The organism is Rickettsia sp. 109562A South Dakota, assembly GCF_055791265.1.
The window spans coordinates 1216029-1232927 of the sequence record NZ_CM147703.1; the positions used below are offsets into that span (position 1 = coordinate 1216029).

The window sequence follows — 16899 nt, forward strand, 5'->3', positions numbered from 1 at the left end:
GTGGCTTGACCACGGGGTCTAGAAATATAATTTACAATACTAATAATTTCAGTATTTTTTTCTGGATACCGCGATCAAGTCGCGGTATGACATCTTATCGCTCTCCCATTGCATAATTCATAATTAAATTCTTAATAGGTTTAAAGTTATTTATCACCTTAAACCCTATTTGTCTTATACATCTTAAATTTTTTGAATAATGTGAAAAAATATTATTTAACTCATCAGTCAGCTTATACATAATAAAATTATCGTCTTGCCTTAGCTTTTGATATTCTTGTAACGTACCATTATTACTAATTACCATGCTTAAAGTCTCTATATCCTTTATACCTTGATTAAGCCCCTGCCCGGCGAGCGGATGCACAATGTGGGCAGTATCGGCAATAAGCACTATCTTATTATGAAAATATCTATTTGCCATACGAGCTTTTAATGGGAAGCTACTCATCTCGCTATCAATAGTAATTTTACCTAGGGAATTACCTGCATTCCTTTGAGTTAAAAATCTAACTTCTTCTACGGGCAAATTCATAATTAAAACAGCTTGATCAGAAGAAGTTGACCATATTACGGAAGAAGCATATTGATCTTTTAAAGGCAGCAAAGCAAAAGGACCAAGCGGCAGGAAATGCTCCATAGCACTATTTTCATGCGGCTTTTCATGCTTAATATTAAATGTAAGAGCGGTTTGATAAGGTTTTTCAATTTCATTAGCAAAATAATGAGACCTCGCTTTTGAATTTGCTCCATCACATATAATTAATAAATTACATTTAATTTGTTCATTATCAAATTTTATAACCGAATAGTCATTATGGCTTATAACTTCTTGATATTTATAATTATCAATTAATGTTACTAGAGGATTATTAGTTATTTTTGACAATAATATTTTTTTAAAATCGCTATTTTTTACTACATACCCCAGCAAGTTATTATCGTCATTTCGTAAGTCTAATATCTCTGATGCCTTATTATCTACTACATATACATCTTGCATTCCTGCGGTAAACTCTTCAAGCGCTTTCCATATATCAATAAAGGATAAGAAATTTTTAGAATGCGGCGTTAAAGCAGTCGTTCTTATATCTTTAAAAAACTCCGGACTTTTTACCGACTTACTCTCGAATATAGTAGTTTCAATTCCTTGTGTTGCAAAAGAAAGAGCCGTTAGCATACCGCTCAGACCACATCCTAAAATTACTATATTAGTCATCTTCCCAAGCTCTACTTCTAGAGGTAATTTGTGCGTCGATCCGATACTCGCATCCTCACATACGTTTATGTACGCTGCGGTGCTGCGTTTCGTGTCTCCTACAAATTCCTCTCTATAAGCGAATTTGGAAAGATGCCTATGAATCTGTTTTGTTTTCATTCGACTCATTTATAAAATATTTTAAATATCCGTTTGTTGCTATAAAGCTTAGGAGAAAATAAATAATTGCGATATCCAAATATGAACTATTTCTTGAGTATAAGCCTAAACAACAAATAAATAAACTTACAATAGTCGTAAAACTGTTTAAAACTAATAGCTTGGTAAAAATGTCTGTTTTTTTGATAAATAGGTGGGTTGTTAAGCAAATAAATAACGAAATAATAATTAAAAAGATGTTAAGCATAATTTAAAATAAGTATATATAATATAATCACCTATAATACTACAAACTGCAAATAAAATTCATTAAAATTCCTTAAATAATTTTAATATTATGTAATCTTAGCCAATCTTTACATTATAAATAACTATTGTGACAAAAATGTTATAAAAAAATGTTGCTTTCTTTTACATTCGGCATTAACGTATATTTAACATTAATATTTTTAAGGTAAATTGTAATGTCACCAATAGATGTTTTAATAGTAGACGATGAAGAGGATATACGAAATATTATTGCCGCAATTTTGAAAGATGAAGGTTTTAACCCTAAGGTTGCCGCTAATAGTACTCAAGCTCTTAAAATACTTTCCGAAAAACCGATCTCTGCTGTTATACTTGATATTTGGCTTCAAGGAAGCGAAATTGACGGGCTTGGGATTTTAGAGATAATTAAAAAACGCTATCCTTTAATGCCGGTAATAATTATTAGTGGTCACGGTACTATAGAAACAGCGGTAAATGCTATAAAAATGGGGGCTTATGATTATATAGAAAAACCATTTAATAATGATAAATTGGTTATTTTACTTAAAAGAGCTTGTGAAGTAACAAAGTTAAAACGTGAAAATATAGATTTAAAATCAAAGGTTATAGATAAAACTGAATTAGTAGGCGGATGTTCGGTAACTTTAAAATATAAAATGGAAATAGAAAAGGCAGCTAGCTCTAGCAGTCGTATAATGATTCACGGTAAAGTCGGTAGCGGTAAAGAGCTTGCAGCAAGGTTAATTCATAAACAATCTAAAAGGGTTAATAATCCGTTCATTATTTTCAGCCCTACCTGTATGACTACGAAAAAAATCAATCAAGAATTATTCGGCGAATCGGAAAAGCAGGAAAATAATAATAAACGCCCTACTATCTTAGAATTTGCCAATAACGGTACTTTATATATAGATGAGGTCAGTAATATTCCTATTCCTATCCAGGTAAAATTATTAAAATTTCTTAAAGATCAAACTATTACAAAACCTTGCGGGAAAAATATTAAGGTTGATATAAAAATTATTACCGGCACTTCTAAAAATATCCAAGACGAAGTTAATAACGGCAAATTTCTAGAAGATCTATATTATCGCCTTAATGTATCCTCTCTAAAAGTACCTTCATTATATGAAAGAAAAGAAGATATACCATTACTCGTAAAATATTTTGTTAAGCAACTTGTAAAATTTTCAGGTTTAAAAGAACGTGCCTTTGCAGATGAAACTATTGCAGCTCTTCAATCCTATGAATGGCCGGGCAATATTAGACAATTACGTAACGTTGTTGAATGGACTTTAATTATGAATCCGTTAACTACAGGTAATAATGAAATTATCAAACCTTATATGATACCTTCGGAAATATTAGCAAATAGTGCTAATATTACAAAGCTTGAAGATAGCTTTGATATGTTATCTATGCCGCTTAGAGAAGCTAGAGAAGTTTTTGAGCGTCAATATCTATCAGCACAAATGAGTCGTTTTAACAACAATATTTCAAAAACATCGTCATTTGTCGGTATGGAAAGATCGGCTTTGCATCGTAAATTAAAATTATTAAGCTTACATATACCTCCTGCCAATAGAATAAATGAAGAAGAATATGAGGAAGCAAATGCTTAAAATCATATCAATAATTACTATTTACTTGTTATTAAGCAGCTGTTCCGAATCTACTCGTGATGCGAATGGATTACTTACAGATAGCCAAAGCACGGTAATTCGGAATTATATAATATCACAAAATTCTAAAAACCTTAAAGTGAACCTTAAAGAGAAGTTCGGTTCAAATTTAAAAGGAGTAAAATTAATAGGAGTAAAGCTAATAAATGAAGATTTATCAGGAATAGATTTAACTTCCTGTGAAATATTACGTGCTGATTTTGTAGGTAGCAATTTAGAAAAAGCTATATTAACAAATGCTATAATTCAAGAAAGTAATTTTGCAGATTCGGTAATAAAAAATATTTCCGGATATAATTCTGACTTTCAAGGTTCAATTTTTAACAATATAACATTACAAGATACAAATTTTGTTCAATCAAATTTTAGCGATACTGCTTTTAATAAAACTACTATAAAAAATGTTAACTTTGAAAACTCTAAATTTAGTCATGTATTATGGAGCAATAATACTATCGATGGTGTTAATTTTCAAAAAGCTAACCTAAAGAATAATAGCTTTAAAAATACTAATATAACAAATTCAATATTTTACGGTACGGATTTAGAAAAAAGTGTAATAAATAATACCAATTTTACTAATAATTATTTTGAATCTAGCGACCTAAGTCAAACTAAATTAACAGCAGTAATAATTAAGGATTCTCACTTCACACAAAGTATTTTTAATGAAGTAAGCTTTAATAACGTACAAAGCAATAACTCTTTCTTTTCATACGCTTCCTTTCAAGGTTCAACATTACAAAATATTAGCCTTACTAAATGTGATTTACAAAACAGCACAATTAGTAGTTCAGTTTTAAATCAGTTTAAAATCGATAATAGTATATTAAATAATATGCGTCTAAACGATAATAAATTTAATAATTTATCAATAAAAAATAGTAATGCTAATTTTGTAAGGATTAATAAAACTAAAGGTTCAAATATTACTTTAGATAATATTAGCTATGCTAATAATATTTTTAGCAATAATGATTTTAAACAATTTATAGTGATTAATACCGATTTAACCGGCAGTGAAATAATAAACTCAAATATAACTAACGGGCAATTTAATAATGTAAATTTTTCTAAATCTTTAATACAAAACGTAAATTTTTCAGATGTTAAAATTAATTTAGGCAATTTAAACCAAGTAGCTCTAATAAATTCCAATCTAACAAATACTGCAGTTATTAATTCCGCCCTTTCTAATGCACAAATAAATAATATTAACTACCAAGCATATTCCGGTTTTATTAATACTAATGTTTCTAATAATATTATTTTAAATAGCGATAATTCGAGTAAAACCCCACCGAATAATATAATAATAAACTCAGTAAAAGATCTGCAAAAAATAACTAACTTAGCAAATATGAATTTAACAAATTTTGACTTAAGCAATTTAATATTTGATAGAGTAGATTTTTCAAATAGTATTTTTAAGAATGCTAACCTAACAAATACGGCCATTAAGAACTCTTCCTTACAAAATGTAGATTTTTCTGCAACAACAATTTCTAAAACAGATTTTTCAAACTCAATATTAACAGATAGCATATTTAAATCAGCTAAAATTGATCAAGCTAACTTTAGTAATTCTGACCTAACAAACGTTGATTTTAGTGATGCAGCAATTAAAGATACTTCGTTTGACAAGGCTAAGACAGGCGGGATAAAAGGGGTGGAATAATTTATTTAAACGTCATGAGCTAAGCAACTGCAAGGAGTACGGCAATCCAAAAAAATATGCGCCATGCAACAAAGCCGATCAAGCCACGGGGTGACACTAGTATACGCTCCGCTCCTCGGCTTACAGACTCCTTGCTCTTTTTCAAGTTGATCTTCGTCTACTACTTTTTATTTACTTGAAGTATACTAATTACGTGAGCACCGGAGGACTTACAAAGACGACGTAGCCAATTTTTCAAGTTCATCGAGTATACATCTTACCTTTGGTTGCTTTTTGAAGACCTTACTTTATTAGTAGGAGTATTAGACGGTACAAATGAATTATTATTTATAAAAGCAGTAGGACTTTGTTTCTTCATTCTATTAATAATTTGTTGTTGTTTAAGATTATTTATCTTTTGTTTTCCGGCTATCCTTATAGATTTAGTAATTTTAGCAGTTTCTACAAATATTTCCTGAGGAGTTTGTAGCTGATCAATTCGCTCATAATGTTTTTTAAGAAATTCTTCTTTTATCTTTGGTTTTACTCCTTTCAAATCAATATATGTTTTATATAACTTCTGTAATTTTATTTTAGATTCTTTTATTTGTTTTTTGGAAGATTTTTGGGGAAGTGATTTAATCGAATTAACAAAACTACTACCTATTTCTTTTAGAATATTAACTGCAGGCGAAGCTATTTTCTTTATTCCCTCATAAATTTTATTTAACCCGCTAGCAATAACATCTAATATTTTAGGCTCATATTCTTTAGATATAGGAGGCGTATCTCTAATAATATCCCTAGCTTCAGTCAGATTATTAGCTAAATGAAGTAATGCTTTTTTCTCCTCTAACTCGGTAAATCGATTAGCATATAAACTAGCTATATCTGCCTGAGCATCTATAGTATCGGTAATGATTGATTTAGTATCATTAAAAGAAAGATCTGTAGATGTCTTTTTTTGCGTTATAGGGCTATCTTCTCTTAATTTATCTAGCCTATCACGTATTTCTTGATCTTTTTGATTACTAAGGTTTCTACTTTTTTGTTCTAGTTTAACCTCAGATTGTATCTGCTCAATTAGATCATCTACTTCATTACCGGATTTTTTTGTGGGGACATAAGGTCTATCTTGAAGTTTAGCAAACCTTTCTTCTAACTCTTCCAGTGTTGGAGGAGTGCCTTTAAGCTTTGCTAGTCTTTCTTCTAATTCTTTTATTATTTGATCGTCTTGCTTTTTCTTAGACATATATACTTCTGTAATAATTCTCAATTATTAATAACACAAACTACTAACTAAAATAAAGTACTTTTTAATATGAACAGGAATATAGAGATATAAATATTAAGAATGATCGCCATCAGTATTATTTTCTGAACTTACACCTGCTATTTTAATGCTACTATCTTCAAACTGAAGATACTGAGTTATTATAGGTATTATTGTGCTTACATTTTCAAAAGCACTGCCGGCAAGATTTTTACCTATACAAGCTATTTCAAAAAAATGAGCTTTTATATAATTATCTACTTTTATAAGCTCATCAGAATTAAAATTCTTTCGTGCTAAATAGGTTTCTAATATTTCCTGTTTATGCTTTGTCAAACTGCTATATTCTCTAAGAACAAAATATTCCTTATATCCTATAGTACTCTCTTTGCTAAACTTCTCTTCAATAAATTCAGCCAATTTACTTAAACGATACCTCGATACTCTAACATCCCAAATTTCTTGAACTTCAGGGCTTAAGGTTTTATAAGCATAAATAAAATCGTTACCTTGTAAATTCTCAAGTTTTTTTATAGAGAGCAGAGAAAACTTTTCATTTCCTGTGAACTACAACCAACACCCAATAAATCTTCATTAGGCATACATAGGTCATACTTAAGAAGAAATTTAACCATCTCCATATCGTCAAATTTCAAAATATAAAACCAAGCAGTTGTTAGTTCTAGAAGCATAAATCGAGCATTAATATCTGCCCCCTTTTGTAGTAGAAGCTTTGCAGCTTCAATATTATTACCTTCAACGGCTGAATGAAAAGGTGTTTTACTATTTTTAGAAGCTCTTTGATCTACAGTAAAAATATTTTTGTCAAGCAGATAATTTATAATATCTCAATATCCTCTTTCTGCAGCAATATTAAGTATATTTAATCTTTTACTAAAATATGTTGTTACAAAATATGGATTACCTCCATTTTCACTAAAATACTTTATTACAGGCAATAAATCATAATCAACAGCCCTTTCTACTATTGCTTCTACTTTTTCATCGTTATAACCATGCTTAAATTTTAGTAATTCTTCTTCAGATAAATTGTGTTTTTCTTTATACAATTTCAAAAATAACTCCGTTAATCTTTCTGAAGTTAATTCTTCTAACATAATGTTATCTTAATTGAATTATAAGCACATCATATAGTTTATAAATACTTATCCAGCACATCCGACATGATTTTACGAGCTATTGGGGCGGCTGCTTTACTGCCCCCTCCCCCATGATCAATAAAAACAGTAACGGAATATCGAGGATCGTGATAAGGAGCGAAGCCTAAGAACAAGGCATGATTACGCCTCTCCCAAGCGATAGAATCACGGCTTAAATCGTCTTTAGCATTTAGTTTACCTTGTACTTGAGAAGTACCTGTTTTACCGGCAAGCTGCCTATTTTCGCCTAAAATTCTATTATAGTACGCTGTACCTCCCGCAACATTAACGGTATTATACAAACTTTCTTGTATTATTTTGATATTTTCGAGCTTAATATTGACATTATAAAATTCCGGATCATTTTTTAATATTCTGGGTGTATATAGCTTGCCATTGCTTGCAATAGCCGTAATAAATCTTGCAAGCTGCATTGGTGTCACTCCTAAAAATCCCTGCCCGATTGCTAAATTAAAACTATCCCCTATTGACCAAGGAAGCTTTAATTTTTTCTTTTTCCATTCTTTGGAAGGGACGAAACCCGTATTTTCAGGAGCTAAATCAATACCGGTCTTTGAGCCGAATCCCAATTCTCTTGCAACTTCAAGAATTTTATCCGGACCTATTATTCTTGCTAATTCATACATATAAATATTACAAGAATGCTTTAAAGCAGACATCATATCAAGAGTACCGTGTCCGCTATGATTCCAACATCTAAAGCTATTAGTATTAAGGACAGAGCTACCGTCACAAAAAACGGTTTTATTAGGATTAATCCCTACTTCAAGGGCTGCAAGTACGGTAATTATTTTAAAAACCGAACCTGGGGGATACGAGTTTTGTATTACCTTATTAATTAAAGGTTTATAAGGATCCCCCGTTAAACTTTGCCAATAATTTTCTGATAATTTACTGAAATTATTTGATTCAAAACCTGGTGTGGAAGCACAAATTAGTACGTTTCCGGTTCTAGTATCCATAACTATTGCCGAAGAACCTTTAGGATTTAAATATTGCTGTATATTTTGTTGAAGAGAAGAATCGATATTTAAATGCATATCTTCACCTGATTTAGTAGGGGTGCCTGCTATTTCTCTTACCTGTTTACCGTAAGCATTCACTTCTACTTTTTTATAACCGAATTCTCCTCGTAATTTGTTATCGTAATATTTTTCAATGCCGGACTTACCTATATTAAAATCGCTTAAACTATATATATTTAACTCTTGCTTCTCTTGCTCATTTATTTGACCGAGATAACCTATTAAGTGAGAAGTAACGCTTGAAAAAGGATAAAACCTTAAATATCCTATATCAATAAATATTGAAGCTAGTTTATGCTTTTGTTCTTCAATCACCGATACTTGCTGCCAATCAAGCTGATCAAATATTACTAAAGGTACATGACGACTAGATTTTTTAATCTTTTGTTTAATATAATTATATTTTTCCGGAGATAAATTTAAAATATTACTAATTATTTCTAATTCATCCCTATAATTATTATTAATGCTTCTATCTATTACTAGCTGATAACATGGTTTATTAGTAGCTAAAATATCGCCGTCTAAATCATAAATTCTTCCTCTACTAGGCGGAAGTACAACGAAATTAATACGGTTTTTATCCGATAAAGTCTTATATTCTTCACTTTTAATAAGCTGTAAATAAAACATTCTTATTCCAAGCAAAGATAAAAATCCGAGTTTACCTACTCCGATTATAAAGGCCCTTCGTGAAATTAACTCACCATGTAGTATTTTTTTATTTAGCATACTTTTTAAAGTAATTCATAGGAGAGTCAAGTATAAGACGAACTAAATTATAAGAAAATATAGTTGTTAAAAATTGAAAGAAAATTGTTAAATATCCGTCTGCTTCTAACTTTTTGATTGTTACTAGTAAATATTTAAAATTCAATATAAATAAACAATAAACACAAAAAATAATGAAATTTATTAAATAGTTTTTAGTTACAAAATATTTTGAAGATACTTTATAAATCATATATGCCGATAAAAAAACTAACGAATTTGTACCGATAGGCATCCCACTTATTTGATCTATCAATAGACCGAGAAAAAATATTCCAAAAATATTTAAGGAATATAACGACATAAAATAATAAATAAATATAATTTCTATCGCCGGAAAAATTCTGCTTTGAATATTTATTTTATAACTTACCAACGGAAATAATATTATAAAAAAACATAATAAAGCAACCAGCAATTTTAATATTATTTGTAAGCTATTTTTATATATTTCTTGTTTTATTTTTAACATAAATAGTTTTTTATATATAGTTTTGTCGGCAATTGTCATGCTGCCGCTTGACTGGCAATTAGGTTGTCATCCCGCGATCAAGTCGCGGGATGACAACGAGAAAGCTGATCCACCCAACAACCATATCCACCGTGTACAAAATATAAATTAATTTTCTATTTTGTACAGTTTAAAACAATGAATATAGACTCTATAATAACTCACAACAACTAGGGTTAGGTCTTTTATCATTTTACCGCTAAGCTCTAATTCTTCTTGTTCATCGCAACTTGTGGAGAAAAACGGTTGTTTTGTTATAATGTTATTTCTTTTTAACGTGGGATCAAAAGACTTAAGACGCCTGATAGGGATAGTGTTATTAGGTTTATTCGTTATATTTTCATTTTTTGACATAAAAACCTCCTTTTTAGCTTATAAAAAAGATTAATTTTCAACTTTCCTCTTCATTTTGTTCTATCGGTTCTAAACCGTATAAAGATATCATACGTTCAAAAACTCTACCGGCGGTAGGGGCAGCCGTCCAGCTTGCCGTTGCAAAGCCAAAGCTTTCTTTAGTAGGCTTCGGTTCATCAAACCTGATGAAAATAACATATTGCGGATTAGATGCGGGTAGTACACCTAAAAACGATGAAGCTCTACTATTTTTTAGATATTTCTTTTTACCTCCTGCACCTTGTGAAAGTTTTTCTGCCGTACCTGTCTTGCCTCCAACAAGATAGCCTTTGACTTCTGCTCTTTTGCCGTTACCTTCTTTTACTACCGATCTAAATAATTGCTTCATTTGGGTAGAGGTATTTTCACTAAAAACTCTTGTACCTATTACTTTTTCATCCTTTCTTTTTAATAAAGTAAGATCATATAAAGTACCGCCGTTAACAACCGGTAACATTGCTCTAACAAAATGCAAAGGGCTAATCGAAATGCCGTAGCCGTACGACATAGTAACACTAGTTAACTCATTCCATCTTTTTTCGGAAGGAAATAACGGCGTACCTCGTTCCGGCAATTCTATTTGTAACTGATCTAATAAACCTAATTTTTTTAGATATTTTTTAAAATTGCTTTTGCCGATTTCAAGCATAATTTGACTTGTGCCGATATTTGAAGAATATAGAAAAATCTCAGGTACGCTATGCCACCCTTGCCTTGGCGTATAATCCTTAAGCTGGAATCCTCCTACTTTCATATAACTAATGTCATAAGCATCGTTCATATTTATTGCACCGGTATCAAAACCGACTGCCATAGTTAATGCCTTAAACACCGAACCCATTTCGTAAATGCCAAGACTTGCTATATTAAACAACTCTTCCGGTCTTGCTAAATTAGGATGATGAGGATCGAAATCAGGCTTATTTACTAATGCTAAAATCTCGCCGTTATTTGGATCGGCAATAATTCCTACTGCTCCTATAGCATTAAATTGCTTTAAAGTTTTATCAATCTCCTCACTTAAAATACTTTGCAGTCTTATATCAATCGATAATTTAAGCGGCTCTTTCCGGTTCCCGGGTTCATTTAATTCATGATCGGAATTAGTTAAATACTTATCATAAGCGAGTTCTAAGCCACTAAGCCCCACCGAGTCTCTACCTACATAACCGACAACATGCGACAATAAATTAGAAAAGGTATAAATTCGTTTCTGCTCTTCTTCAAAATCAAAACCAAGTAACCCAAGACTAGTTATTTTTTCTTGCTGACTAGGTAATAAATCTCTTTTAACCCATATAAAGCTTTTATTTGACTGAAGGTCCGCAAGTAATTTCGCTTTATTAATATCAGGTAAAATTTCCGCTAGCTTTTTTACAGAAGTTTCAGGATCAAGTACTATTTGTGGATTAGCAAATAATGACGCAGAAGGTAGGTTAACTGCTAATAAATTACCGTTTCGATCAACTATTTCTTTTCTAAATTGATTATTTTTTTTGAAAGAATTAAGGTTTTTATCGTAAACATTCGTAGCAACGATTATTAACCTATAAGATAAAGTACAAAAAAGAAAAGAAAAGCCACAAATAACAATCAATAATCGGATTTTTGTATTTTTACTACAAACATTCCAAATTATCAGACTTTTAATTGCAGGTTTCCATTTTTCTAAAATATGTTTCATAAAATAAGTTGTCATACCGCGACTTGATCGCGGTATCCAAAAAATTAATATTTATATATAGATACCGCGATCAAGTCGCGGTATGACAATCACTTAACCCTACTCGAAACAGTCTGTATATACTTATTATTCGTAATTCTTCTGTAACGCCATTTACTGTCCTTAGGAATACTAATATTATGAGCAAATTTAATATTTTGGGTAGTGGTAGGTAGCAACGGGTCTTTTATCATTTGATAAGATGTAACTGTTTCTAATGTTAAATAAGCCGCCACAAGCTTTTTTAGTCTAGCCGGCGAAAGTAGATAAGCTTGCTCTGCTTTTAAAATATGAATATTATTATTCTCACTATTTATCTGTTTTACAACGCTACTTAATTGATAATCAAGAGTTGAGACCCGCTCCTTTATGCTAAACAAACTACATACTGCTATAATTGTTATCAATAATGTTAAATAATGGAATTTTCTTATACTCATAACTAATTTACTCATATATCGCTTTTGCTGCCCGAAGCTTTGCCGATCTTGCTCTAACATTCAATGCTACTTCTTTATCTGACGGTGCTTCCGCTTTGTTAGTAATAACCTTAAGCCATTTATTCGGATCAATTACCGTATCGTCTTTAGCATATTTTGATCTTGCTACCGGCTTTTCCGAATTTTCTTTAAAGAAATTCTTAACTATTCTGTCTTCTAAAGAGTGAAAAGACACAACAACTAAACGTCCGTCTTTATTTAATATATTCTGCACATTTGCTAAAAATCTTTCTAATTCTCTAAGTTCATCGTTAATATAAATCCTAATAGCTTGAAAGGTTTTAGTTGCAGGATCAATTTTGCCTTTTCTAAATCCTATACTACTCCTAACAATCTCGGCTAACTTACCTGTACTATCAATTCTCGCCGTTTTTCTATATTCTACGATTCTCTTAGCAATTCTTCGTGAAAAACTTTCATCGCCATACTTGTAAATTATGTCGGCAAGCTCCTTTTCTTCTGCCGTATTTATAAATTCCTCTGCACTTAAACCTTGTCCGCTCATACGCATATCTAAGGGGCTGTCATGTAAAAATGAAAATCCTCTATCTGCTATATCTAACTGCATTGATGAAACACCTAAGTCTAGAACTATCCCATCAAATCTTTTTTCCTTAAGCTTTGCAAAACTATCCGCAAAATTCGTTTCTATAAAACCAAACCTCGTACCGTAATTTTGTTTAATTCTTTCGGCTCTTTTAATCACGTTCGGATCGCGATCCAAAGCTGTGACATAACAGTCACAGCTTTCTAATATTGCTTTGCTATACCCTCCTGCTCCAAACGTACAATCTAAATAAGACTCACCGTCTTTTGGAGCTAAATTTGCTAGCATTTCATTTAGCATTACCGGTATGTGAGATTGCTGCATTAATTCGCATTCCTTAGAGTTAAACGCTTTTCATGGGCAATTTTTTGAGCAGAATTTAAATATTTCTCAAAATTCTGTGGCTGCCAAATCTCAAAAATCACCCCCTTACCTACAAAACATGCTTGCTCTTCGATCCCCGCATGCTGCATTAAAGACTGCGGCAATATAACTCTGCCCTCACCGTCAAACGCAAGTTGCACGGCTTCCCCGAATATTATGGTCTCAAATGCATCACGTTCCTCGGAATAAGGATCAAGTGTTTCAATCATCTGCCTTAATTTTTCGATATGCGAAATACCACACGCCTCTATACAGTGATTCCTAATCGACGGATAAGCAATTACGCCGTTAAATAATTCTTTCCCTAGTACCGCACGGTAATTCGCCGGCACCGACACCCTACTCTTTTTATCAACACCATTTACATACTTCGATAAAAATACATTCATTGGGTTAATTTGGGATTTAATGGAAAATTATAGGATATTATAGGAATATAACGGAGTCAAGGGTTTTAATAACTTAATATTTAAAATATTGACATATGTTTTAAACTGAACTAAACTAAGCTAGTTTAAATCAGTTAAAAATTTAAAGGTTTAAAATGCAAGTAGTTAACATTCACAATGCAAAAACTCATTTATCCGAATTAATAAAATTAGCTGCAAATGGCGAAGAAATAATTATATGTAAATCAGGCAAACCTACCGTCAAACTTGTACAATATAATTCTAAGAAGCAACCACGTAAACCTGGATATTGGGAAGGTAAAGTTGTTATAAAAGAGGATTTTGATGACTTACCTGATGATTTTATGGATTTTTTTAAGTAATTATTTCAGATGAAATACCTATTAGATACACATATTTTATTGCAGTGGCTAAATAATGATAAAACCCTACCACATAAAATAGCAGAAATTATAGCTAATCCTGATAATATAATTTTTGTAAGCAGTGTAAACACATGGGAGATTACTATTAAAAAATCTTTAGGAAAGCTAGAAGCTCCAAATGACCTAGAAAAAGCCATTAAGGTTAATGAATTTCAAAAATTACCGCTTTCTATAGCTCATAGCACTTATATTGCAAACTTGCCGTTATATCATAAAGACCCATTTGATAGATTATTAATAGCCCAAGCAATAGTAGAAGGTTTAACCTTACTAACTTGTGATACTCACATATCTAAATATTCAGTACATACGATTAAAGCTTGATATATAAAAAATTAAGTATTTTTACAATTTTAATATAATCAAGATTAATTAGATCATTTTTAAAAAAATATTGATTTATTAATTTTTGTTAATGATTATCTTATTTTTAACATAAATAAAGGTTAATTATGCCGCAATTTGAATGTATAGCTACTTTACTTAGATCATTAGGAAGTTATCAACCTAATTTTCCTTTGCCTTATTTGTTTAATATTGGAAACAAATTTTTTACTTCTGTACCCTATCATGCATTTATGAAAGATAATACTACTAATACCCTTATAGATTTTGAAGAATGTGACGACAACACAAATTATAGCATTCATAATTGGGCAAGAATTTTAATGAGAAAATGTCCGGAAGAAGCTAAACATACTATTAACTCTATAATAAAAGACGGACACAAAATAAGTTTTATATTTAATGATAGTTTTGAAATATTTTCAAACAGTACCGTTTCTATTTTCGGCACGCTATACGATGTTATCGGAAATATAATAAAAGATTCAAATATACCGACTTTTTAGGCTTTAATACTACCGAAGATTGTATTATTAATGCTAACTTTGAAGCTAATTTAAGAAACTTTACTTCATATGCTTTAGGGCCAACTGTACATACTGCCGGATTTATGATGTTCGATAAAGAAGAATCAAATATGCCGTCCAGTGATTCTTCAATTGCCTCAACATTTTTATCATTTACTAAAGATGGAGTAGTAACAATTTGTTATGTACTTTTTGCTATATTAGCTATTTTAAAAATACAAGAATATTGTAAAAATAATAAAAAAACTTTAGACCAAGCGAATGATACTACTTATATGCTTATGGATATATTAAGTAAAAAAGAAAATAAGTTTATAGACCATCAAGATAATATATATATATATTATATAATCCTGATAAAGATATTTATGAAAAATATAGTACTACTATTTTAGGTTCTACATCTGAAATTTAAATTAATTATAGTATATTAAAAAATAATAACCTATAGTGAATGTCATTTAAAAACTTAACCTAATTTATGCTTAAAATACCTATAGATAATATTATCGTATTCATATACCTAATATCTATTCTACTCATTGGTATATATTACCGAGCTAAACATAGTAGTTTTAAGAACTATGCACATGTTGAAAGCAAAGCACGAAATAGTAAACTATTACTAATAGCTACAATATTTGCAAGTTCTGTCGGAGGTGCTACCACCTTCGGCATTATGGAAAAGGTTTTTTTAGGGCATGAATATTATGCTTACGCTCTTATACTTACAATACCGATAGATATATTAATTGCGATCTATATAGTGCCTTTAATTGCCAAACATTACGGAGCCGAAAGCATCGGCGATATCCTGAGTACATATTACGGTAATGTAGGTCGTTTTATCGGAGGGGTTAGTTCAGTTATCGTTTCAGTGGGGTTTTTGGCTGCTCAAATAAGCGTAAGTGGCTATATTTTTCAATATATCTTAGAAATAAATTATGTGAACGGGGTAATTTTAAGCTATAGTATAGTACTTATATATACTACAATCGGCGGTTTACAATCTATTGTTTTTACTAATTTATTACAATTTTTGGCGATGATAATCGCTATACCGACCATAACTTTTATCAGTTTAAATAAAATTGGTTTTGTAGATTTTATTAATAACTTCCATACAGAAAATGCAAATTTTGATCAGAGCAACTTACTTTCTTATACGATTGCGGCAGCTTTAAGCTTTAGCGTCATGAATCTATACCCTACATTTATCCAAAGAGCTTTAATTAATAAAAATCCAACACAAACGACTAAAGCAATATATGCAAAATCCGCTATATATTTATTCTTTTTAATTTGCATCACTTTAAACGGTTTAATTGCTTATAAGCTTTATCCAACCCAACCGTCAAATTTAGTATTACCTTATTTAATCAACCAAATCATCCCGCCTTTAATTCAAGGGATAGTAATGAGCGGCCTCTTAGCTGCCGTTATGTCTACTGCCGATTCTGATTTAAACGTTACTTCTATAGCTCTTGTTAAAGACATAATTAACCCTATACTTAAAGTAAGAAATCAGCAGAAATTATTATTAATTGCCCGAATTATTAACGTAATAATAGGAAGTCTTGCGATAATTGTAGCCTTAAAATTTAGTAATGTAATTGACTTAGTAGTGTTCTTCACCGGTTTTTGGGGGCCTGTAATATTAGTGCCGTTAATAACAACACTTTTTGACATCAGAGTATCTGAAAAAATAATGGTCTTATCGTCACTTGGCGGAGCAGCTACTTTCTTAATATGGGAATATTATTCTTTATATCTAAAATATTTTAACCTCAAAGGAGTATTTGTAGGAACAATGACTAGTCTGATAATATTTATTTTAGGGCGGTATTATTCTAATGTCGTTGTGAGAAAGGATTAATAATTAAATTATGAGGATTTT

At 30.8% G+C, this 16899-nt stretch carries 20 protein-coding genes; 7 read left to right on the plus strand and 13 right to left on the minus strand.

Annotation, left to right across the window (positions count from 1 at the left end):
* Nucleotides 1-94: 94 nt before the first annotated feature.
* Together ubiH and ACIAS7_RS06780 are read right to left on the minus strand one after the other, a co-directional pair.
* Nucleotides 95-1378, minus strand: a complete 1284-nt coding sequence (gene ubiH, locus ACIAS7_RS06775; RefSeq protein ID WP_473198741.1) for a 2-octaprenyl-6-methoxyphenyl hydroxylase — start codon at nucleotides 1376-1378, stop codon at nucleotides 95-97.
* Nucleotides 1356-1625: a monovalent cation/H+ antiporter complex subunit F gene (locus ACIAS7_RS06780; protein ID WP_473198742.1), complete on the minus strand. Its 270-nt coding sequence runs from the start codon at nucleotides 1623-1625 to the stop codon at nucleotides 1356-1358. The genes ubiH and ACIAS7_RS06780 overlap by 23 nt, the downstream gene beginning before the upstream one ends.
* A 217-nt stretch (nucleotides 1626-1842) precedes the next feature.
* Here ACIAS7_RS06780 and ACIAS7_RS06785 point away from each other — a divergent pair, with 217 nt between their 5' ends.
* Nucleotides 1843-3270: a sigma-54-dependent transcriptional regulator gene (locus ACIAS7_RS06785; RefSeq protein WP_473198743.1), complete on the plus strand. Its 1428-nt coding sequence runs from the start codon at nucleotides 1843-1845 to the stop codon at nucleotides 3268-3270.
* Nucleotides 3263-5008 (plus strand): pentapeptide repeat-containing protein, encoded by a 1746-nt coding sequence (locus ACIAS7_RS06790; RefSeq protein WP_473198744.1) that lies wholly within the window; start codon nucleotides 3263-3265, stop codon nucleotides 5006-5008. The genes ACIAS7_RS06785 and ACIAS7_RS06790 overlap by 8 nt, the downstream gene beginning before the upstream one ends.
* 256 nt (nucleotides 5009-5264) lie before the next feature.
* On the opposite strand, the gene ACIAS7_RS06795 is transcribed toward ACIAS7_RS06790, so the two are convergent.
* The 11 genes from ACIAS7_RS06795 to mraZ all read right to left on the minus strand — a co-directional run bounded on the left by ACIAS7_RS06795 (nucleotide 5265) and on the right by mraZ (nucleotide 13684).
* A complete protein-coding gene (locus tag ACIAS7_RS06795; protein WP_473198745.1) occupies nucleotides 5265-6239 on the minus strand; it encodes a hypothetical protein in 975 nt (324 codons plus the stop codon).
* A gap of 96 nt (nucleotides 6240-6335) precedes the next feature.
* Complete coding sequence (locus tag ACIAS7_RS06800) at nucleotides 6336-6680, minus strand: hypothetical protein (RefSeq protein WP_473198746.1); 345 nt, start codon at nucleotides 6678-6680, stop codon at nucleotides 6336-6338.
* Nucleotides 6681-6790: 110 nt separating this feature from the next.
* Complete coding sequence (locus ACIAS7_RS06805; protein ID WP_473199448.1) at nucleotides 6791-7105, minus strand: ankyrin repeat domain-containing protein; 315 nt, start codon at nucleotides 7103-7105, stop codon at nucleotides 6791-6793.
* A 3-nt stretch (nucleotides 7106-7108) separates the two neighbouring features.
* Entirely contained in the window at nucleotides 7109-7378 is a 270-nt protein-coding gene (locus ACIAS7_RS06810) for a hypothetical protein (protein ID WP_473198747.1), read from the minus strand.
* Between the two features lie 38 nt (nucleotides 7379-7416).
* A complete protein-coding gene (gene mrdA, locus ACIAS7_RS06815) occupies nucleotides 7417-9198 on the minus strand; it encodes a penicillin-binding protein 2 (protein WP_473198748.1) in 1782 nt (593 codons plus the stop codon).
* Nucleotides 9188-9709 carry a hypothetical protein gene (locus tag ACIAS7_RS06820; protein WP_473198749.1) on the minus strand — a complete coding sequence of 174 codons (522 nt, stop codon included), beginning with the start codon at nucleotides 9707-9709 and terminating at the stop codon, nucleotides 9188-9190. Before ACIAS7_RS06820 ends, mrdA begins: the two co-directional genes overlap by 11 nt.
* 147 nt (nucleotides 9710-9856) lie before the next feature.
* Nucleotides 9857-10102, minus strand: a complete 246-nt coding sequence (locus ACIAS7_RS06825) for a hypothetical protein (RefSeq protein ID WP_473198750.1) — start codon at nucleotides 10100-10102, stop codon at nucleotides 9857-9859.
* Nucleotides 10103-10139: 37 nt separating this feature from the next.
* Entirely contained in the window at nucleotides 10140-11825 is a 1686-nt protein-coding gene (locus ACIAS7_RS06830; protein WP_473199449.1) for a peptidoglycan D,D-transpeptidase FtsI family protein, read from the minus strand.
* 89 nt (nucleotides 11826-11914) lie between these two features.
* A complete protein-coding gene (gene ftsL / locus ACIAS7_RS06835) occupies nucleotides 11915-12304 on the minus strand; it encodes a cell division protein FtsL (protein WP_473199450.1) in 390 nt (129 codons plus the stop codon).
* 7 nt (nucleotides 12305-12311) lie between these two features.
* Entirely contained in the window at nucleotides 12312-13235 is a 924-nt protein-coding gene (gene rsmH, locus ACIAS7_RS06840; RefSeq protein ID WP_473198751.1) for a 16S rRNA (cytosine(1402)-N(4))-methyltransferase RsmH, read from the minus strand.
* On the minus strand, nucleotides 13235-13684 hold the full coding sequence (gene mraZ, locus ACIAS7_RS06845) for a division/cell wall cluster transcriptional repressor MraZ (protein WP_473198752.1): 450 nt from the start codon (nucleotides 13682-13684) through the stop codon (nucleotides 13235-13237). Before mraZ ends, rsmH begins: the two co-directional genes overlap by 1 nt.
* A gap of 155 nt (nucleotides 13685-13839) precedes the next feature.
* Between mraZ and ACIAS7_RS06850 the strand changes: the two genes are divergently transcribed.
* The 5 genes from ACIAS7_RS06850 to ACIAS7_RS06870 all read left to right on the plus strand — a co-directional run bounded on the left by ACIAS7_RS06850 (nucleotide 13840) and on the right by ACIAS7_RS06870 (nucleotide 16878).
* Nucleotides 13840-14067, plus strand: coding sequence for a type II toxin-antitoxin system Phd/YefM family antitoxin (locus ACIAS7_RS06850; protein WP_473198753.1), 228 nt, complete (start codon nucleotides 13840-13842; stop codon nucleotides 14065-14067).
* Between the two features lie 9 nt (nucleotides 14068-14076).
* On the plus strand, nucleotides 14077-14454 hold the full coding sequence (locus ACIAS7_RS06855; protein ID WP_473198754.1) for a type II toxin-antitoxin system VapC family toxin: 378 nt from the start codon (nucleotides 14077-14079) through the stop codon (nucleotides 14452-14454).
* A 128-nt stretch (nucleotides 14455-14582) separates the two neighbouring features.
* On the plus strand, nucleotides 14583-14981 hold the full coding sequence (locus ACIAS7_RS06860; protein WP_473198755.1) for a hypothetical protein: 399 nt from the start codon (nucleotides 14583-14585) through the stop codon (nucleotides 14979-14981).
* Between the two features lie 104 nt (nucleotides 14982-15085).
* On the plus strand, nucleotides 15086-15397 hold the full coding sequence (locus tag ACIAS7_RS06865; RefSeq protein ID WP_473198756.1) for a hypothetical protein: 312 nt from the start codon (nucleotides 15086-15088) through the stop codon (nucleotides 15395-15397).
* An 86-nt stretch (nucleotides 15398-15483) separates the two neighbouring features.
* A complete protein-coding gene (locus tag ACIAS7_RS06870) occupies nucleotides 15484-16878 on the plus strand; it encodes a sodium:solute symporter family protein (RefSeq protein ID WP_473198757.1) in 1395 nt (464 codons plus the stop codon).
* Nucleotides 16879-16899 lie beyond the last annotated feature (21 nt).

Coding starts and splice junctions, on each gene's coding strand:
- ACIAS7_RS06820 (WP_473198749.1), bottom strand. CDS start 9,709: ATGTTAAAAATAAAACAAGAAATATATAAAAATAGCTTACAAATAATA.
- ACIAS7_RS06855 (WP_473198754.1), top strand. CDS start 14,077: ATGAAATACCTATTAGATACACATATTTTATTGCAGTGGCTAAATAAT.
- ACIAS7_RS06830 (WP_473199449.1), bottom strand. CDS start 11,825: ATGAAACATATTTTAGAAAAATGGAAACCTGCAATTAAAAGTCTGATA.
- ACIAS7_RS06850 (WP_473198753.1), top strand. CDS start 13,840: ATGCAAGTAGTTAACATTCACAATGCAAAAACTCATTTATCCGAATTA.
- ubiH (WP_473198741.1), bottom strand. CDS start 1,378: ATGAAAACAAAACAGATTCATAGGCATCTTTCCAAATTCGCTTATAGA.
- ACIAS7_RS06785 (WP_473198743.1), top strand. CDS start 1,843: ATGTCACCAATAGATGTTTTAATAGTAGACGATGAAGAGGATATACGA.
- ACIAS7_RS06795 (WP_473198745.1), bottom strand. CDS start 6,239: ATGTCTAAGAAAAAGCAAGACGATCAAATAATAAAAGAATTAGAAGAA.
- mraZ (WP_473198752.1), bottom strand. CDS start 13,684: ATGAATGTATTTTTATCGAAGTATGTAAATGGTGTTGATAAAAAGAGT.
- ftsL (WP_473199450.1), bottom strand. CDS start 12,304: ATGAGTATAAGAAAATTCCATTATTTAACATTATTGATAACAATTATA.
- ACIAS7_RS06790 (WP_473198744.1), top strand. CDS start 3,263: ATGCTTAAAATCATATCAATAATTACTATTTACTTGTTATTAAGCAGC.
- ACIAS7_RS06810 (WP_473198747.1), bottom strand. CDS start 7,378: ATGTTAGAAGAATTAACTTCAGAAAGATTAACGGAGTTATTTTTGAAA.
- mrdA (WP_473198748.1), bottom strand. CDS start 9,198: ATGCTAAATAAAAAAATACTACATGGTGAGTTAATTTCACGAAGGGCC.
- ACIAS7_RS06780 (WP_473198742.1), bottom strand. CDS start 1,625: ATGCTTAACATCTTTTTAATTATTATTTCGTTATTTATTTGCTTAACA.
- ACIAS7_RS06870 (WP_473198757.1), top strand. CDS start 15,484: ATGCTTAAAATACCTATAGATAATATTATCGTATTCATATACCTAATA.
- ACIAS7_RS06825 (WP_473198750.1), bottom strand. CDS start 10,102: ATGTCAAAAAATGAAAATATAACGAATAAACCTAATAACACTATCCCT.
- ACIAS7_RS06860 (WP_473198755.1), top strand. CDS start 14,583: ATGCCGCAATTTGAATGTATAGCTACTTTACTTAGATCATTAGGAAGT.
- rsmH (WP_473198751.1), bottom strand. CDS start 13,235: ATGCAGCAATCTCACATACCGGTAATGCTAAATGAAATGCTAGCAAAT.
- ACIAS7_RS06865 (WP_473198756.1), top strand. CDS start 15,086: ATGATGTTCGATAAAGAAGAATCAAATATGCCGTCCAGTGATTCTTCA.